Here is a 15186-nt window from a genome sequence, read left to right as displayed (position 1 = left end):
GACCGGAACTTTCCGGCGAGCGCCCTGCTCAGCTCTGGTTGAAGAAGCCGTCGGCCTTGCGGCCGGCGGCTTCCCCGGCGACCACCTGGGTGTCGGCCGGGGAGAGCAGGAAGACCCGGGTGGCCACCCGGTCGATCGAACCGCGCAGACCGAAGATCAGCCCGGCGGCGAAGTCCACCACGCGCTTGGCGTCGGCGGGGTCCATGGCCGTGAGGTTGACGATCACCGGGACACCGTCCCGGAACAGCTCACCGATGGCCCGTGCGTCCCGGAAGCTGTCCGGGGTCACCGTGGCGATCCGGCGGTCCTGCTCCTGCGCCGCCTCGGCGGCCACCTGCACCCGGGGGTCGGTGACCCAGGCCTGGTTGCCCGTGCCCGTCTCCGCACCCTCGGCGTACTCGTCGTCGTAGTACCGCTCGTCGTTGTCCTCTACGAGGCCCAGCCAGGCACTCGCCTTGCGCACCGATCCCATGGACGCCTCCTCTCACACCGCGGTTCCTTGGTGTTCCGCATCTCTTTCGTATCCCTATGGTCGTCCATGATGCGGATACCGCGCCAAGTGGATAGTCGCCGCACAGGTGATTCGTGACGGTACTGGTGCAGAACATGTGGCGGTTCGTCAAGGTTCCTCCTGGATAAGGGCGGTCCCGGTGGGAAAATATGATGCACCGGTCCGTACGGGTGACATGGGGGACGTACGGGTGAACGGATCACTCGATACGATGCACGGCGCTCAGGTGCGCGAGCGGCGCGCACCCGGTTGGAACGGCTCTCGGGGGATCGTCGTGTTCGGAATCGTGAGGCCCTGTACCCACCGGCTCTCCGAAGGTCTGCGGACCGAGTGGATGGCCCATCTCTGCGGTCTCTGCCTGGCCCTGAGGGCGGATCACGGACAATTTGCCCGGATCGTCACGAACTATGACGGTCTGATCGTCTCGGTCCTGACGGAGGCTCAGACGGGTACCACCCCGGCCGGACGCCGTACCGCCGGGCCGTGCCCGCTGCGCGCGATGCGGACCGCCCCGGTCGCCATGGGGGAGGGGGCCAGGCTCGCCGCCGCCGTCTCGCTCGTCCTCGCCTCCGCTAAGGTCCGCGACCACGTCGCCGACCGGGACGGGCTGTTGGCCCGGCGGCCGGTCGCGGCGGCCGCGCGCCGGGTGGCGGCGGGCTGGGACCGGGCAGGTGCTCGTGCGGGGGCGGCGCTCGGCTTCGACACCGCCCTCCTGGTCGACGCGGTCGACCGGCAGACCGGCATCGAGACCCTCGCCGGGCCCGGCACCCCGCTGCTGACGGTCACCGAACCCACCGAGACCGCCACCGCGGCCGCCTTCGCCCACACCGCGCACCTCGCCGGGAAGCCGCAGAACGCCGCCCCGCTCGCGGAGGCCGGGCGGCTCTTCGGGCGGCTCGCGCATCTGCTGGACGCCGTGGAGGACCGGGAAGCTGACGCCGCGTCGGGTGCCTGGAACCCGCTGACGGTGACCGGTACGCCGCTGACCGAGGCGCGCCGGCTCTGCGACGACGCGCTGCACGGCGTACGGCTCGCGCTGCGGGAGGTGGAGTTCACCGACGGCGAGCTCGTCCACGTCCTGCTCGCCCATGAGCTGCGGCGCTCGGTCGACCGGGCGTTCGGCACGTCGTCCTGCTCGCACACGGGGCTCGAACTGCCGGAGGGCTCCTTCGGCCCGCCGCCCGGCAACCCGTACGGCCCGACCCCTGGCAATCCGTACGGTCCCACCCCCGGCAACCCCTACGGCCCGGCCCCCGGCGGCCCGGCCGCCCCGCCCCCGCCCCGGCCGCCGCGCGAGCGGCGCGGGCTGGTCGCCGGGTGCCTGGTGTGGGCCGGGCTCGCCTGCACCTGCCAGATGTGCTGCGGGAGCTTCGAGGACCCGTGGAGCCGGGAGCGGCGGGAGGCGCCGTGCAACAGCTGCGGCGACTGCTGCGATGCCTGCAACTGCTGCGGCCAGTGCGGCGACGGGTGCTGCTGTTGCGGCGAGTCCTGCGGGTGCGACTGCTGACCCCGCAGGACTCGCCGGCCCCGGGCTACTTCGGCTCGGGGCCCTTCAGCTCCGGCGGCGAGATCTGCGACGTCTCGATCGCGGACTCGGTGGTGCCCCACTTCTCCAGGATCCGGTCGTAGGTCCCGTCCTTCTTCAGCTGGTTGACCGCCGCCTGGAAGGCCGGGGTCAGCGGGCTGCCCTTCTTGAAGGCGAAGCCCACGTCGAGGCGCTTGTACTCGTTGAGGAAGCGCAGCCCCTCCTGCTGGCTCACGGCGTAGCGCAGTCCGTTGATGGTGGACATGTTCACGTCGGTGCGGCCCTGCTTGAGGGAGAGCCAGACCGCCGCCGGGTCGGCGTACGTCTTCACCTCGTAGGGCTTCTTGCCCTTCTCCGCGCACCGGGGGAGGTTCTCCTGGAGCGTCACCTCGAAGGTGGTGCCCGCACCGGTGGAGATGTTCAGGCCGCACAGGTCGGTGAGGTCGGTGACCTCCTTCAGCTTGCTGTCCTCGCGGACGGCGAAGCCCTGGCCGTCGTTGATGTACGTCACGAAGTCGACGGTCTTGCGGCGCACGTCGGTGACACCGAAGTTCCCCGTGCCCAGGTCGTACTTCCCGCTGCCGAGCGCCGGGAGGATCGCCTCGAAGGACGCCACCTCGCGCTTCAGCTCGATCCCCAGCACCTTGGCCACGGCGTCCGCGAAGTCGATGTCCGCCCCCGACAGCGTGGTGCCGTCCTTCTCGTAGAAGGCGCCGGGCGGGGAGCCGGTGGCGGCGGCGATCCGCAGGGTGCCGGCCTTGCGGACCTCCTCGGGCAGCAGCTTCGCCGCGGCCTCGTCCTTCTTCACCGAGGAGACCACGTCCGTGGTCGGGGTGTCCCCCTTCTTGGCCTCGCCCTTGGCGGTGCCCGCCCCGGGTTCCGCCGGGTCCGCGCAGCCGGTGAGGGCCAGTGCGGCGACGGTGATCAAGGCGAAGAGGGCGCTGTGGCGCGATCTGGGCATGGCTCTGTTTTCTCCGGGTTCGTCAAGGTATGCCGACCGGCCCCGGGCCCGGAAGGGCACGGAGCGGCGGCGACGGGTTCAGCGGTGCGTGAGCGCGGATCACTGGTGCGTGAGCACGGGAAAGTACGGCGGAGCGAGGGGAGGGTGACGCGGTGTGGTGGAGGTGAAGTCACGCGAGGAACGGTGCTCGAACGCCTTCAGACCAGGCGTGAGCAGGGAAAACCGGAAAGCAGAGGGTCAGCTCAACAGGAAGAGGACCACACGCGACCGAAGTCGATGTGGGAGCGGGTGACCAGCCACTGCTGCGAATACATGGGGCCAGTGGAACAGGCATCCGGGTGCGCGTCAACTGAGATGAGACAAGCCGCTCAGAGTGTGGACGGGCTTGACAACGCGCCGTGTTCACCGCTTATCTCGGAGGCGGACCGGCGCTGAGGGGCCCGGTCCGTGTGTGGTTCTCCGGTGTGAAGGTACGCCCCGTGTTCGATCTCAGCATCCACGGAGCCCTCGCATGCCCCCGCAGACCGATCTGCTGCCTCCCTCGTCCTCCGCTCCGCCCCCCGTCAAGAACGACGACAGTGCGGTTCCCCGCATCGTCCCCGTACGCCGAACGGGCCGCTGGGCAGCGGCGGTTGCCGTCCTCGTCCTCCTCGCACTGGCGCTGAACTCGGTCATCCGCAACGAGGCCTTCCAGTGGGACGTGGTGGCCTCCTACTTCGCCACCGCGACCGTCCTGCGCGGGCTCTGGCTCACCCTGTGGCTCACCGCGGTCGTCATGGTGCTCGGCTTCGCGCTCGGGGCGCTCCTCGCCGTCCTGCGGCTCTCGGGCAACCCCGTTCTCCAGGCGGTCAGTTGGGGGTACGTCTGGCTCTTCCGGTCCACGCCGATCCTGGTCCAGCTGCTGTTCTGGTTCAACATCGGCGCCCTGTACCCGCAGATCTTCGGCGTCTCCACGGTCACCCTCCTCGGCCCGGTCACCATCGCCGTCATCGGGCTGACTCTGCACGAGGCCGCGTACGCCGCCGAGGTCGTCCGCGGCGGGATCCTCTCCGTGGAGCGCGGCCAGGTCGAGGCCGCCCAGTCCCTGGGGCTCGGGCCCTGGCGCCGCTTCCGGCGGATCGTGCTGCCGCAGGCGATGCGCTCCATCGTCCCGCCGGCCGGGAACATGCTGATCGGCACCCTCAAGGGCACCTCCATCGTCAGCATCATCGCCGTGCAGGACCTTCTCTACTCCGTCCAGCTCGTCTACCACCGCACGTACGAGGTCATCCCGCTGCTCCTCGTCGCCACCCTCTGGTACGCGGCGGTCACCTCCCTGCTGAGCGTCGGCCAGCGCTATGTGGAGCGCTACTACGCCCGCGGCACGGCGGGTGCCCGATGAGCGCGGCACCCACCCTCGTGGTGATAGGCGGCGGTCCGCGCGGCACCGGTGTCATCGAACGCATCGCCGCCAACGCCCGTGAGCTGTACGGGGATCTGCCTCTGGACATCCACCTCGTCGACCCCTATCCGGCCGGCGGCGGACGGATCTGGCGGCCGGACCAGTCGCCGCTGCTCTGGATGAACTCCATGGCCGAGGACGTCACCATGTTCACCGACGAGACGGTGGAGCTGGCCGGACCGGTCGTCGCGGGACCCGCCCTGCACGCCTGGGCCGAGGACGTCCGCGCCGGGCGCATCACCCCCGACGCCGAGCCCGCCGTCCTGGCGGAGATACACGGCCTCACCGGCCAGGACTTCCCCAGCCGGCGGCTCCAGAGCGCCTATCTGCGCTGGACCTACCAGCGCGCCCTGGCGGCCCTGCCGCCCTCCGTCACCGTCCATGAGCACCGCACCACCGCCCTCTCCGTCACCGGGCCGCGCGGCTCCCGCCAGCGCGTCCGCCTCAAGGACCGCGACCAACCGCTCATCGCCGACCTCGTCGTCCTGACCGTGGGCCACCTGGACGCCGAACAGGAGCCGGAACAGGCGGATTTGAGCGACTTCGCGGCGCGGCACGGGCTCATCCACCTGCCGCCCGACTTCACCGCCGACACCGACCTCACCGCCCTGCCCGCAGGCGAACCCGTCATCGTCCGGGGCTTCGGCCTCGCCTTCATCGACCTGATGGTCCTGCTCACCGAGGGGCGCGGCGGCCGCCACGAGAACGGCGTCTACGTGCCCTCGGGGCGTGAGCCCGTGCTCTACGTGGGATCGCGGCGCGGGGTCCCGTACCACTCGAAGATCGGCTACACCTGGACCGGTGAACGCCCGCCCCTGCCGCGCTACTTGACCCCGGCATGGGCCGACGAACTGCTGAGCCGCCCCGGGACGCTCGACTTCCGGCGCGATGTGTGGCCGCTGGTCGCCAAGGAGCTCGGCCACGCCCACTACCACCGCCTGTTCACCGCCCACCCCGAGCGCACCACCCTGGACCCCGAGGTCTTCGACGCGAAGTACGCCGCCGCCGACCCCGGCTCACCCGAACTGGCCGACCTGGTCGCCGGTGCCGTACCCGACCCCGCCGACCGGCTGGACCTGGACGCACTCGACCGGCCGCTGGACGGGGTGACGTACGAGAGTGCCGAGGCGCTCCAGGACGGGCTGCGCGACTACATCACCGCCGACCTGACCCGCCGTCACGACCCGGGCCACAGCACGGATCTGGCGGTCTTCCTCGGGCTGCTCTCCGCCTACGCCCAGCTCATCCGGCTCGGCGACATCGGCAACTGGTGGCACGGCTTCTTCAGCTACCTCGCCTCCGGCCCGCCCGGACCCCGCCTGGAACAGCTCCTCGCCCTCTCCCGGGCCGGCGTCGTCCGCTTCCTCGGCGCCTCCATCGCCGTCGAGGCCGACGAGGAGCGCGGCGTCTTCCGGGCGAGCGGCGCCACCGTGCCCGGCGAGCACATCGAGGCCCGCGCCCTGGTGGAGGCCCGCCTCCCGGACCCCTCGCTGCGGCACACCGCCAGCCCGCTGCTGCGCACCCTGTACGAGGGCGGGGCCGCCGTCACCGACACCGGGCTGCTCTCCGTGGACCCGGGCGACAGCCGCATCGTCGACCGCGAGGGGAGCCCGCACCCGCGCCGCTTCGCGCTCGGCCCGTTCACCACGGCCCGCAACAGCGGGGCCTTCACCCGCCCCCGCACCGGCGGGCCCGCCTTCCGGCAGAACGACGCGGCGGCCCGCGCCGCGCTCACCTTCCTGCGCGACCTCTCCTGTCACGGCCGCCTCGCCTCCTGAACCCGCCGCAGACCTTCCCGTACCACCGCTCCCAAGGAACCCCGCCATGTCGCTGACCAGCGATCCACCCATCGATCCAGCCGCCGGCACCCCCGACGGCCTGCCCCCCGGGAAAGGCGCCGACCCCGGCACCGACTACGGAGAGCTGACCGTCGTCCCGGCCCGCCACCCCTGGCGCTGGGTCGCCGTCGCCGTGACCGCCGTCCTGGTCGCCCAGTTCATCAACGGGCTGGTCACCAACCCCGGTTGGGAATGGGACGTCTTCGCGCAGTTCTTCACCGCGCCGGTCATCCTCAAGGCCGTCTGGCTCACCCTCCAGCTGACCTTCTACGGCACGGTCCTCGGCTTCGCGCTCGGCATCGTGCTGGCGTTCATGCGGCTGTCGGCCAGCCCGTTCCTGCGGACGGTCGCGTACGGCTACATCTGGGCGTTCCGGTCGATCCCGCTCATCGTGCAGCTGCTGTTCTGGTTCAACCTGGCCTATCTGTACAAGGAGTTGAAGTTCGGCATCCCGTTCGGGCCGGGCTTCTTCACCTTCGACACGATGAACCTGGTGGGCGCGGTCAGCGCGGCCGTCCTCGGGCTCGCGCTGCACCAGGCGGCGTACGCGGCGGAGATCGTGCGCGGTGGCGTACTGGCCGTCGGCGGCGGGCAGTTGGAAGCGGCGGCCGCCCTCGGCATCCCCAAGTTCCGGCAGCTGCGCCGGATCGTGCTGCCGCAGGCTATGCGCTCCATCCTGCCCAACGCGGCCAACGAGATCATCTCGCTCTTCAAAGGCACCTCGATCGTCTCCGTCATGGCGATCGGCGAACTCTTCTACCAGGTGCAGGTCGTCTACGGCCGCAGCGGCCGGGTCGTCCCCCTGCTGATGGTCGCCACCGCCTGGTACATCCTCCTGACCACCGCCCTCTCGATCATCCAGTACTACGTCGAACGCCACTACTCCAAGGGGGCCGTGCGATGAGCGCACCCAGCGAAGCCATGGTCGAGATCCGCTCCGTACACAAGAACTTCGGCTCCCTGGAGGTGCTGCGCGGCGTCGACCTGTCCGTGCGGCCCGGCGAGGTCACCGTCATCCTCGGCCCCTCCGGCTCCGGCAAGTCCACCCTGCTGCGCACCATCAACCACCTGGAGAAGGTCGACCAGGGCTGGATCAGCGTCGACGGCACCCTCGTCGGCTACCGCAGGGACGGCAACAAGCTCTACGAACTCCGCGAGCGCGAGGTGCTGCGCCAGCGCACCAAGATCGGGTTCGTCTTCCAGAACTTCAACCTCTTCCCCCACCTCACCGTGGTGGAGAACATCATCGAGGCGCCGGTCTCCGCGCTGCGCCGCCCCCGCAAGGAGGCCGTCGAAGCGGCGGAGAAGCTGCTCGCCCGGGTCGGCCTCGCCGACAAGGCCTCGGCCTACCCCGCCCAGCTCTCCGGCGGCCAGCAGCAGCGCGTCGCCATCGCCCGCGCCCTGGCGCTGGAGCCCCGGCTGCTGCTCTTCGACGAGCCGACGTCCGCACTGGACCCGGAGCTCGTCGGCGAGGTCCTGGACGTCATCAAGGACCTGGCGCACGGCGGCACCACGATGATCGTCGTCACCCATGAGATCGGCTTCGCCCGTGAGGTCGCCGACACCGTCGTCTTCATGGACGAGGGCCGGATCGTCGAACAGGGCCCGCCCGCCGACGTTCTGGACCACCCGACCCAGGAACGCACCCGAGCGTTCCTCTCCAAGGTTCTCTGAACCGCTCCTCCCCGCCCCACCCCATCCGCACCATCCACAAGGAGTACGTACGTGTCCGTCCGCCGCAGCATCACCCTCGCCATCGCCACACTCACCGCCACCGGACTGCTCACCGCCTGCGGCAACTCCGACGCCTCCACCGACGTGGCCGCGTCCAAGGACAAGAAGGACACCGGGATCAACACCAGTCCCGACCAGGACCGCCTCAGAGGCAAGAAGGTGGACGCCGTCGCCGACCTCGTACCCGAGGCGATCCGCAAGCGCGGCACCCTCAAGATCGGGGCGAGCGCGGACGCCGTGCCGCCGCTCGGCTTCTACGCCACCGACGACAAGACCCGCATCGGCTCCGAGATCGACATCGCCACCCTCGTCGCCGACACCCTGGGCCTGAAGCCGGAGTTCGAGCAGGTCTCCTGGGAGAACCTCTTCGTCGGCCTGGACAGCTCCAAGTTCGACGCGGTCCTCTCCAACGTCACCGTGACCGAGGAGCGCAAGGAGAAGTACGACTTCGCCACCTACCGGCTGGACAACATCGCCTTCGAGGCCAAGAAGGGCTCCGGCTGGAAGGTGAACGGCCCCGCCGACGTCGCAGGCAAGACGATCTCGGTCTCCTCCGGCACCAACCAGGAGAAGATCCTCGTCGAGTGGAGCGAGGAGAACGTCAAGGCCGGGCGCAAGCCCGTGGAGATCAAGTATTTCCAGAAGGAGAACGACTACTACCTGCCCCTCCAGTCGGGCCGGATCGACGCCCACCTCGGCCCGAGCCCGTCCGCCGCCTACCACGTGGCGACGGCCGGCCAGAGCGAGATCGCCGGACAGATCTCCGGGGCAGGCGGCGACCTCCAGGGCAAGATCGCCGCGACCACCAAGAAGGACAGCGGCCTGGTCGAGGCGTACGCCGCCGCGATCGACCACATCATCGAGGACGGCTCGTACGGCAAGGTCCTCAAGCGCTGGGGCCTGACCGGCGAGGCCGTGGAGAAGTCCGAGATCAACCCGCCCGGCCTGCCCAAGACCAAGAGCTGACCCGCTCGGGCCTCGCGGGACCGGCACCGTCCGGCCGCTCCCGCGAGGCCCGGCAGGTCTCCCTCTCCGGGGCCTCGCACCGCCGATGACCAGGACCGTTCCGCGAGGCCCCCGCCCGACCGCCGACCCGAGAGGTCCCGCAATGTCCGCCCGTAAACCCCTCCACCTGGCCGCCGAGATCGGCGGCCCGCCGCACTACGACGCCGGCCACTACCTCCGCCTCGCCCGGCTCGCCGAAGGCGGCGCCCTCGACTACGTCACCCTCGGCGACTCCTTCGCCCGCCCCGGCCTCGACGCGCTCGCGGTCCTCGCCCGCGTCGCGCCCGCCACCGACCGCATCGGCCTCGTCCCGACCGTCACCACCACCCACACCGAACCGTTCCACGTCTCCTCGGCCGTCGCCACCCTGGACTGGGTCAGCAACGGCCGGGCCGGCTGGCACGCCGACGTCTCCACCACCGAGGCCGAGGCCCGGCTCTTCGGCCGCCGCCCGGCCGCCCCGCCCGCCGCCCTGTGGCAGGAGGCCGGAGAGGTCGCCGACGTCTCCGCGCGGCTCTGGGACAGCTGGGAGGACGACGCGGAGATCCGGGACACCGCGACCGGACGCTTCATCGACCGGGAGAAGCTGCACTACGTCGACTTCGAGGGCACCACCTTCACGGTGAAGGGCCCCGCCATCGTGCCGCGCCCGCCCCAGGGGAACCCCGTCACCGTCATCGACGCCGTCGGCGCCCCCTCCAAGGAGGCCGCCGCCCGGCACGCCGACGTCATCCACATCCGGGCCACCAGCCCCGAGCAGGCCGCCGCGCTCCGGGACGAGCTGCGCGCCAAGGCCTCGGCCCACGGGCGCGACCCGGACGCGCTGCGGGTCCTCGTCGCGCTCACCGTCGACCTCGGCGACGTCGAGAGCGCTCCCGAACCCGGACTGGAGAGCGGCCCCCAACTCGCCGGGCGCGGCACCTACTTCCGGGGCGGCCCGGTCGACCTCGCCGACCTCATCGCCCAGTGGCACCGGGCGGGGGCGTCCGACGGCTTCCACCTCACCCCCATCACCCCGGAGCGCGACCTCGAACGGATCGTCAACGGCACCGTCGCCCTCCTCCAGCACCGCAGCCTCTTCCGCACCTTCCATCCCGGCGGAACCCTGCGCGAACACCTGGGGCTGCTCCGCCCCGCCAGCCGCTACGCGACCGCCAGGGCCGCTTCGAAGGAGGCCTGACCGTGCCCCGCACCATGCATCTGGCCGCGCACTTCCCGGGCGTCAACGCCACCACCGTGTGGGCCGACCCCCGCTCCCGCAGCCAGATCGACTTCTCGTCCTTCGTGCATCTGGCCAGGACGGCGGAGCGCGGCAAGTTCGACTTCTTCTTCCTCGCCGAGGGGCTGCGGCTGCGCGAGCACAACGGCCGCATCCACGACCTCGACGTCGTCGGCCGCCCCGAGTCGCTGACCGTGCTGAACGCGCTGGCCGCCGTCACCGAACGGCTCGGCCTCGCCGCCACCGTCAACGCCACCTTCAACGAGCCCTACGAGCTGGCCCGCCGGCTCGCCACCCTCGACCACCTCAGCGAGGGGCGCGCCGCCTGGAACGTGGTGACCTCCTCCGACGCCTTCACCGGGGAGAACTTCCGCCGGGGCGGCTATCTGGACCGGGCCGACCGCTACACCCGGGCCGCCGAGTTCGTCGCCACCGCCCGCGAGCTGTGGGACTCCTGGACGCCGGACGGCGAGTCGCGGCCCTTCGCGCACGAGGGCGAACAGTTCACGATCTCCGGCGAGTTCACCGTGCCCCGCTCCCCGCAGGGCCACCCGGTGGTGATCCAGGCCGGGGACTCCGGCGAGGGCCGCGAGTTCGCCGCCTCCGCCGCCGACATCATCTTCACCCGGCACGGCACCCTGGAGGCGGGCCGCGACTTCTACGCCGACGTCAAGGGCCGGCTCGCCGCGTACGGGCGGCAGCCCGACGACCTCAAGATCATGCCCGGGGTCACCGTGGTGGTCGGCGACAACGATGCCGAGGCGCAGGAGCGCGCGTACGAGATCCGCCGCCGGCAGGTCTCCCCGCAGAACGCGATCCTCGCCGCCGAGCAGCTCTGGGGCACGGACCTCTCCGCGTACGACCCCGACGGGCCGCTCCCCGAGATCGACCCCGTCCTCGACTCCGGGCTCGTCAAGGGCAGGGTCCTGCACGGGGACCCGTTCGCCGTCGTCGCCCGCTGGCGCGCGATCGCCGAGGCCAAGGGGCTCTCGCTGCGGCAGACGGTGATCGAGACGACCACCCGGCAGTCGTTCATCGGCTCGCCGCAGACCGTCGCGGCGGAGCTGACCGCGTTCGTCGACGAGCGGGCGGCCGACGGCTTCATCCTCGTACCGCATCTCACCCCCGGCGGCCTGGACGACTTCGTCGACCGGGTCGTCCCGCTCCTCCAGGAGAGCGGAGCATTCCGCTCCGAATACTCCGGCTCCACGCTGCGGTCGCACCTCGGCCTCGCGGAGCCGGTGTGGAAAGGTTGATCGCATGAGCACGGACGCAGAGCAGCACCAGCAGGCCGGGGACCCGGACGCCGCCCAGGAGTGGCAGCGGTGGCACGAGGAGCGCGTCCTCGCGGTCGCGGCCCCCTACGGCCCCCTCTCGCTGACCGGAACCCACTGGCTCTCCGACTACCCGGAAGGGCGAATTCCGGCCGTCCCGGGTCAGTGGCGCGAGGACGGCGACGAGGTGGTGCTGACCGCCACCGCGGAGAACGGCATCGTGGTCGACGGCAAGCCGCTGACCGGCGAGGTCCGGCTCTCGGCGGACCGCGGCCCCATCGACGACTCCCGGGTGGCGCAGGGCGAGCGGCGGCTGGTGGTGCTCCGCCGCGAAGGGCTCTGGGCGGTACGGGACTTCGACCCGGCGGCACCTTCCCGGCACGCCTTCTCGACCATCGACGCCACCCCGTACGACCCGAATTGGGCCCTGCCGGGGACCTTCCGTCCGTACGCCGAGGAGCGGGCCGTGCGGGTGCCCAACGCGGACGGGGCCGAGCGGGGTCTCGGGCTCGGCGGGGAGCTCGCCTTCACGGTGGACGGGGACGAGCACACGCTCCAGGTCGCCGTGGAGCCGGACGGTTCGCTCTGGGCCGTCTTCGCCGACGCCACCAGCGGGAACGGCAGCTACCGCTTCCGTTTCCTGCGGCCCGGAGCGCCCGCCGCCGACGGCAGCGTGAACGTCGACTTCAACCGCGCGCTGCTGCCGCCGTGCGCCTTCGCCGATCACTTCATCTGCCCCTTCCCGCCCCCGGGCAACACCCTGACCGTGCCGGTCCCGGCGGGGGAGCGGAACCGCCTGGACGCCTGAACCGCGCACAGCCCCGGCCCCCGGCAGTCCGACGGCTGCCGGGGGCCGGGGTGCGTGGGGCGCCGGTGGCTGAAAGGCATGCTTGCGCCGCCTGACCGGACCCCTCGATACTCCCGTCAGCGATTGTCAGGGGCACGGCAACTCCGGAATCCGGACAGGCCCCCGACTGCGCCTCACGGGCCCGCCACCCCACAGGAGGGCCCCCGATTCCCCTCGGAGGAACCCGAAGTGAGGATCAAGCGCACCAACCCCCGCCGCAACCACGCGAGACGGATCCGTACCACGGCCGTACTCGCCGGATTCGCCGCCGTCGCGGCGTTCACCGTTCCCACCGCCAGTGCCGAACCCACCGGTACGTTCAGCGCCACCCAGCTCTCCACCGCGAGCGACGCCGTGCTCGGCGCCGACATCGCGGGCACCGCCTGGAACATCGACCCGAAGACCAACCGCCTCGTCGTGACCGTGGACAGCACGGTCACCCAGGCGGAGATCGCCCAGATCAAGAAGGCCGCGGGCGCCAACGCCTCCGCCCTCACGATCGAGCGCACCCCCGGAAAGTTCAACAAGCTGATCTCCGGCGGCGACGCGATCTACTCCAACACCGGCCGCTGCTCGCTGGGCTTCAACGTCCGCAGCGGCTCCACCTATTACTTCCTGACCGCCGGTCACTGCACCAACGGTTCGAGCACCTGGTGGGCCAACTCCGCCCGCACCACCGTGCTCGGCACGACCTCCGGCTCCAGCTTCCCGGGCAACGACTACGGCATCGTGCGCTACACGAACACCACCATCCCCAAGGACGGCACGGTCGGCGGCCAGGACATCACCAGCGCCGCCAACGCCACCGTCGGGATGGCCGTCACCCGCCGCGGCTCCACCACCGGCACCCGCAGCGGATCGGTCACCGGTCTCAACGCCACCGTCAACTACGGCGGCGGCGACGTCGTGACCGGCATGATCCGCACCAACGTGTGCGCCGAGCCCGGCGACTCCGGCGGCCCGCTCTACTCCGGCACCCGGGCGATCGGTCTCACCTCCGGCGGCAGCGGCAACTGCTCCTCCGGCGGCACGACCTTCTTCCAGCCGGTCGTCGAGGCGCTGAACGCGTACGGCGTCAGCGTCTACTGACGGGCGCACCGGGTATCCCCACCGGCGCACGGGTTCCCCGGCCCGCGCACCGGCCACGCCCGGAACCGTCCGTGCCGACGAGCCCCCGTCCGGAATTCCGGACGGGGGCTCCCGTGCGCCCCCCGGCTCTTGAGAGGATGTCGCCACGGCCGGTCGCACGGGAAGCGCCGACACCAGGGGGTCCCAGGTCCGTGAATCGCATCGGAATCACCGGTCACCGCACCATCCCCGCCGGCGCCCGGGCCCATGTGCTCGCCGGACTGCGGGCCGCCCTGTGCGGACTCGACGGCGCCACCGAGGCGCTCTCCAGCCTGGCGGTCGGCGCGGACCAGCTCTTCGCCGGCCTCGCCCTCGACTGCGGCGCCAAGCTGACCGTGGTGATCCCCAGCGGCGACTACGAGGCCTGCTTCGAGTCCACCGCCGACCTGGAGCGCTACCGCCTCCTCAAGTCCCGCGCCGCCCAGGAGGTCCGGCTGCACTTCCCGCACTCCACCGACGAGGCGTACTACGCGGCGGGCGCCTACATCGCCGACCACTGCGACCTGCTGCTCGCCGTCTGGGACGGCCGCCCGGCCCGGGGCCTCGGCGGCACCGGTGACATCGTGACCTATGCCCGTACGCTGGGCCGCCCGGTCACCGTCATCTGGCGGGACGGCGTGGAGCGGGTGTGACAGCCGCTCAGGTACGGTGCCGCACAAGCCAGTCCGTGTGCTCCGGCGAGACGATCCGCTCGGTCTCGAAGACCGCCACCGGCCACTGCCGCTCGGTGAGCGTGGTCTCCATCGCGGCCTGCATCGACTCCAGGTCGTCCTCCACCAGGGAGTGCGCGGAGATCAGCGGATGGTGGCGGCGCAGCTCGTTCCAGGCGAGGCAGGCCGCGGCGGCCGCCGACAGCACCCCGGTCAGCCCGAGGGAGCGCCCCACCCCGAAGGCCTGCGCCACGCTCAGCGCCAGCGCCGGGAGGGTCAGCGCGACGATCGCCCCGGACCAGACGAGCGCCCCGCGCCGGGAGACCAGCCGCCGTCTGCGGTACCACCGCCGCTGTTCGATCAGCCGGTCCCGTACATACGTCTCCTTGCGTACGGTGAAGGCCTTGTCCCGTAACTCCCGCATGGACGGGGTGATGACCGCGCCGTCGGCCTCCTCCACCGCCTCGCGCGGATCGGCCCAGCCCACCTTCCGCAGCTCCTGGAGCCCCTCCTCCAGCCGGTTGGCGAAGAGCGCCTCGGGGTGGGGCGCCGCACTCTCGAAGGGCGAACCGTGGACCGCGTAACGCCAGCAGAGGGACTTGATGAACTCCGCTGCTGAGCGGTTGAGTTGCCAGTGCGACTTTGCTTTGCGGCGGGAGGCGAGGTACGTCGTGAACAGGACACCCAGGTACGCCAACACCGCTGAGCCGTAGAGGAGTTGGACGGCGAGACCGTCCTCGGCGTGCCAGGGGAGGGCCGCGGGCACCGTGCCCGCCACGAGCAGCGCCAGCTGGGCCCTGGTGGTGTTCACGGCCTCGCGCTGGCGGGCCACCGCGATGGCGTCCGTACGGTGGAAGAGGGCGGGCAGGTCGGCGTTCCTGAAGACCATGCTCTGAAGAGGTCCGGGAATCGCCGTCATGTTCACTCCCGTATCCCATGTAGTCGGGGCTCCGTTGTCGGAATGAAGGATTCCGAACCATTTGGAGCAGTCCCGTATGTCACTCGGCTTACGAGGGTGCGACACGAGTTGCACACCTAGGTCATGAGAGTAAA

The 15186-nt window shown here is 71.2% G+C and carries 14 protein-coding genes; 11 read left to right on the top strand and 3 right to left on the bottom strand.

Features of this window, described 5'->3' with window-relative positions; genetic code table 11:
* Positions 1-28: 28 nt before the first annotated feature.
* Complete coding sequence (gene sepF, locus GTY67_RS05225) at positions 29-472, bottom strand: cell division protein SepF (protein ID WP_093685842.1); 444 nt, start codon at positions 470-472, stop codon at positions 29-31.
* A gap of 313 nt (positions 473-785) precedes the next feature.
* Here sepF and GTY67_RS05220 point away from each other — a divergent pair, with 313 nt between their 5' ends.
* Positions 786-2018, top strand: coding sequence for a DUF5685 family protein (locus tag GTY67_RS05220; protein WP_343238640.1), 1233 nt, complete (start codon positions 786-788; stop codon positions 2016-2018).
* Between the two features lie 25 nt (positions 2019-2043).
* On the opposite strand, the gene GTY67_RS05215 is transcribed toward GTY67_RS05220, so the two are convergent.
* Positions 2044-2997 carry an ABC transporter substrate-binding protein gene (locus tag GTY67_RS05215; RefSeq protein WP_161277925.1) on the bottom strand — a complete coding sequence of 318 codons (954 nt, stop codon included), beginning with the start codon at positions 2995-2997 and terminating at the stop codon, positions 2044-2046.
* A 511-nt stretch (positions 2998-3508) separates the two neighbouring features.
* Between GTY67_RS05215 and GTY67_RS05210 the strand changes: the two genes are divergently transcribed.
* From GTY67_RS05210 to GTY67_RS05165, 10 genes are all read left to right on the top strand, one after another.
* Positions 3509-4378, top strand: a complete 870-nt coding sequence (locus GTY67_RS05210) for an amino acid ABC transporter permease (RefSeq protein WP_093685845.1) — start codon at positions 3509-3511, stop codon at positions 4376-4378.
* Positions 4375-6216, top strand: a complete 1842-nt coding sequence (locus tag GTY67_RS05205; protein WP_161277924.1) for an FAD/NAD(P)-binding protein — start codon at positions 4375-4377, stop codon at positions 6214-6216. The genes GTY67_RS05210 and GTY67_RS05205 overlap by 4 nt, the downstream gene beginning before the upstream one ends.
* Positions 6217-6262: 46 nt before the next feature.
* Positions 6263-7180: an amino acid ABC transporter permease gene (locus GTY67_RS05200; protein ID WP_093685847.1), complete on the top strand. Its 918-nt coding sequence runs from the start codon at positions 6263-6265 to the stop codon at positions 7178-7180.
* Positions 7181-7197: 17 nt separating this feature from the next.
* Positions 7198-7950, top strand: coding sequence for an amino acid ABC transporter ATP-binding protein (locus GTY67_RS05195; RefSeq protein ID WP_093685848.1), 753 nt, complete (start codon positions 7198-7200; stop codon positions 7948-7950).
* 51 nt (positions 7951-8001) lie between these two features.
* Positions 8002-8976 carry an ABC transporter substrate-binding protein gene (locus GTY67_RS05190; RefSeq protein WP_093685849.1) on the top strand — a complete coding sequence of 325 codons (975 nt, stop codon included), beginning with the start codon at positions 8002-8004 and terminating at the stop codon, positions 8974-8976.
* A gap of 142 nt (positions 8977-9118) precedes the next feature.
* Positions 9119-10195, top strand: a complete 1077-nt coding sequence (locus GTY67_RS05185) for an LLM class flavin-dependent oxidoreductase (protein WP_161277923.1) — start codon at positions 9119-9121, stop codon at positions 10193-10195.
* Positions 10196-10209: 14 nt separating this feature from the next.
* Positions 10210-11490 carry an NtaA/DmoA family FMN-dependent monooxygenase gene (locus tag GTY67_RS05180; RefSeq protein ID WP_161279958.1) on the top strand — a complete coding sequence of 427 codons (1281 nt, stop codon included), beginning with the start codon at positions 10210-10212 and terminating at the stop codon, positions 11488-11490.
* Between the two features lie 4 nt (positions 11491-11494).
* A complete protein-coding gene (locus GTY67_RS05175) occupies positions 11495-12316 on the top strand; it encodes a DUF1684 domain-containing protein (RefSeq protein ID WP_161277922.1) in 822 nt (273 codons plus the stop codon).
* A 228-nt stretch (positions 12317-12544) separates the two neighbouring features.
* Positions 12545-13444, top strand: coding sequence for a S1 family peptidase (locus GTY67_RS05170; protein WP_093685852.1), 900 nt, complete (start codon positions 12545-12547; stop codon positions 13442-13444).
* A gap of 191 nt (positions 13445-13635) precedes the next feature.
* Entirely contained in the window at positions 13636-14115 is a 480-nt protein-coding gene (locus tag GTY67_RS05165) for a hypothetical protein (protein WP_161277921.1), read from the top strand.
* A gap of 7 nt (positions 14116-14122) precedes the next feature.
* Here the strand turns inward: GTY67_RS05165 and GTY67_RS05160 are convergent, their stop codons facing one another.
* Positions 14123-15022, bottom strand: a complete 900-nt coding sequence (locus GTY67_RS05160) for a DUF4231 domain-containing protein (protein ID WP_237502552.1) — start codon at positions 15020-15022, stop codon at positions 14123-14125.
* Positions 15023-15186: the final 164 nt, after the last annotated feature.

This window comes from Streptomyces sp. SID8374, from assembly GCF_009865135.1.
Lineage (GTDB): Bacteria > Actinomycetota > Actinomycetes > Streptomycetales > Streptomycetaceae > Streptomyces.
The sequence above is the reverse complement of the archived record's forward strand: the minus strand, read 5'-3'. Positions and strand labels throughout refer to the sequence as shown.

Bases quoted from the DNA above. Each gene is read 5' to 3' on its own strand.
- GTY67_RS05210 (WP_093685845.1), top strand. From the start codon at position 3,509: ATGCCCCCGCAGACCGATCTGCTGCCTCCCTCGTCCTCCGCTCCGCCC.
- GTY67_RS05185 (WP_161277923.1), top strand. From the start codon at position 9,119: ATGTCCGCCCGTAAACCCCTCCACCTGGCCGCCGAGATCGGCGGCCCG.
- sepF (WP_093685842.1), bottom strand. From the start codon at position 472: ATGGGATCGGTGCGCAAGGCGAGTGCCTGGCTGGGCCTCGTAGAGGAC.
- GTY67_RS05175 (WP_161277922.1), top strand. From the start codon at position 11,495: ATGAGCACGGACGCAGAGCAGCACCAGCAGGCCGGGGACCCGGACGCC.
- GTY67_RS05160 (WP_237502552.1), bottom strand. From the start codon at position 15,022: ATGGTCTTCAGGAACGCCGACCTGCCCGCCCTCTTCCACCGTACGGAC.
- GTY67_RS05195 (WP_093685848.1), top strand. From the start codon at position 7,198: ATGGTCGAGATCCGCTCCGTACACAAGAACTTCGGCTCCCTGGAGGTG.
- GTY67_RS05205 (WP_161277924.1), top strand. From the start codon at position 4,375: ATGAGCGCGGCACCCACCCTCGTGGTGATAGGCGGCGGTCCGCGCGGC.
- GTY67_RS05215 (WP_161277925.1), bottom strand. From the start codon at position 2,997: ATGCCCAGATCGCGCCACAGCGCCCTCTTCGCCTTGATCACCGTCGCC.
- GTY67_RS05180 (WP_161279958.1), top strand. From the start codon at position 10,210: ATGCATCTGGCCGCGCACTTCCCGGGCGTCAACGCCACCACCGTGTGG.
- GTY67_RS05200 (WP_093685847.1), top strand. From the start codon at position 6,263: ATGTCGCTGACCAGCGATCCACCCATCGATCCAGCCGCCGGCACCCCC.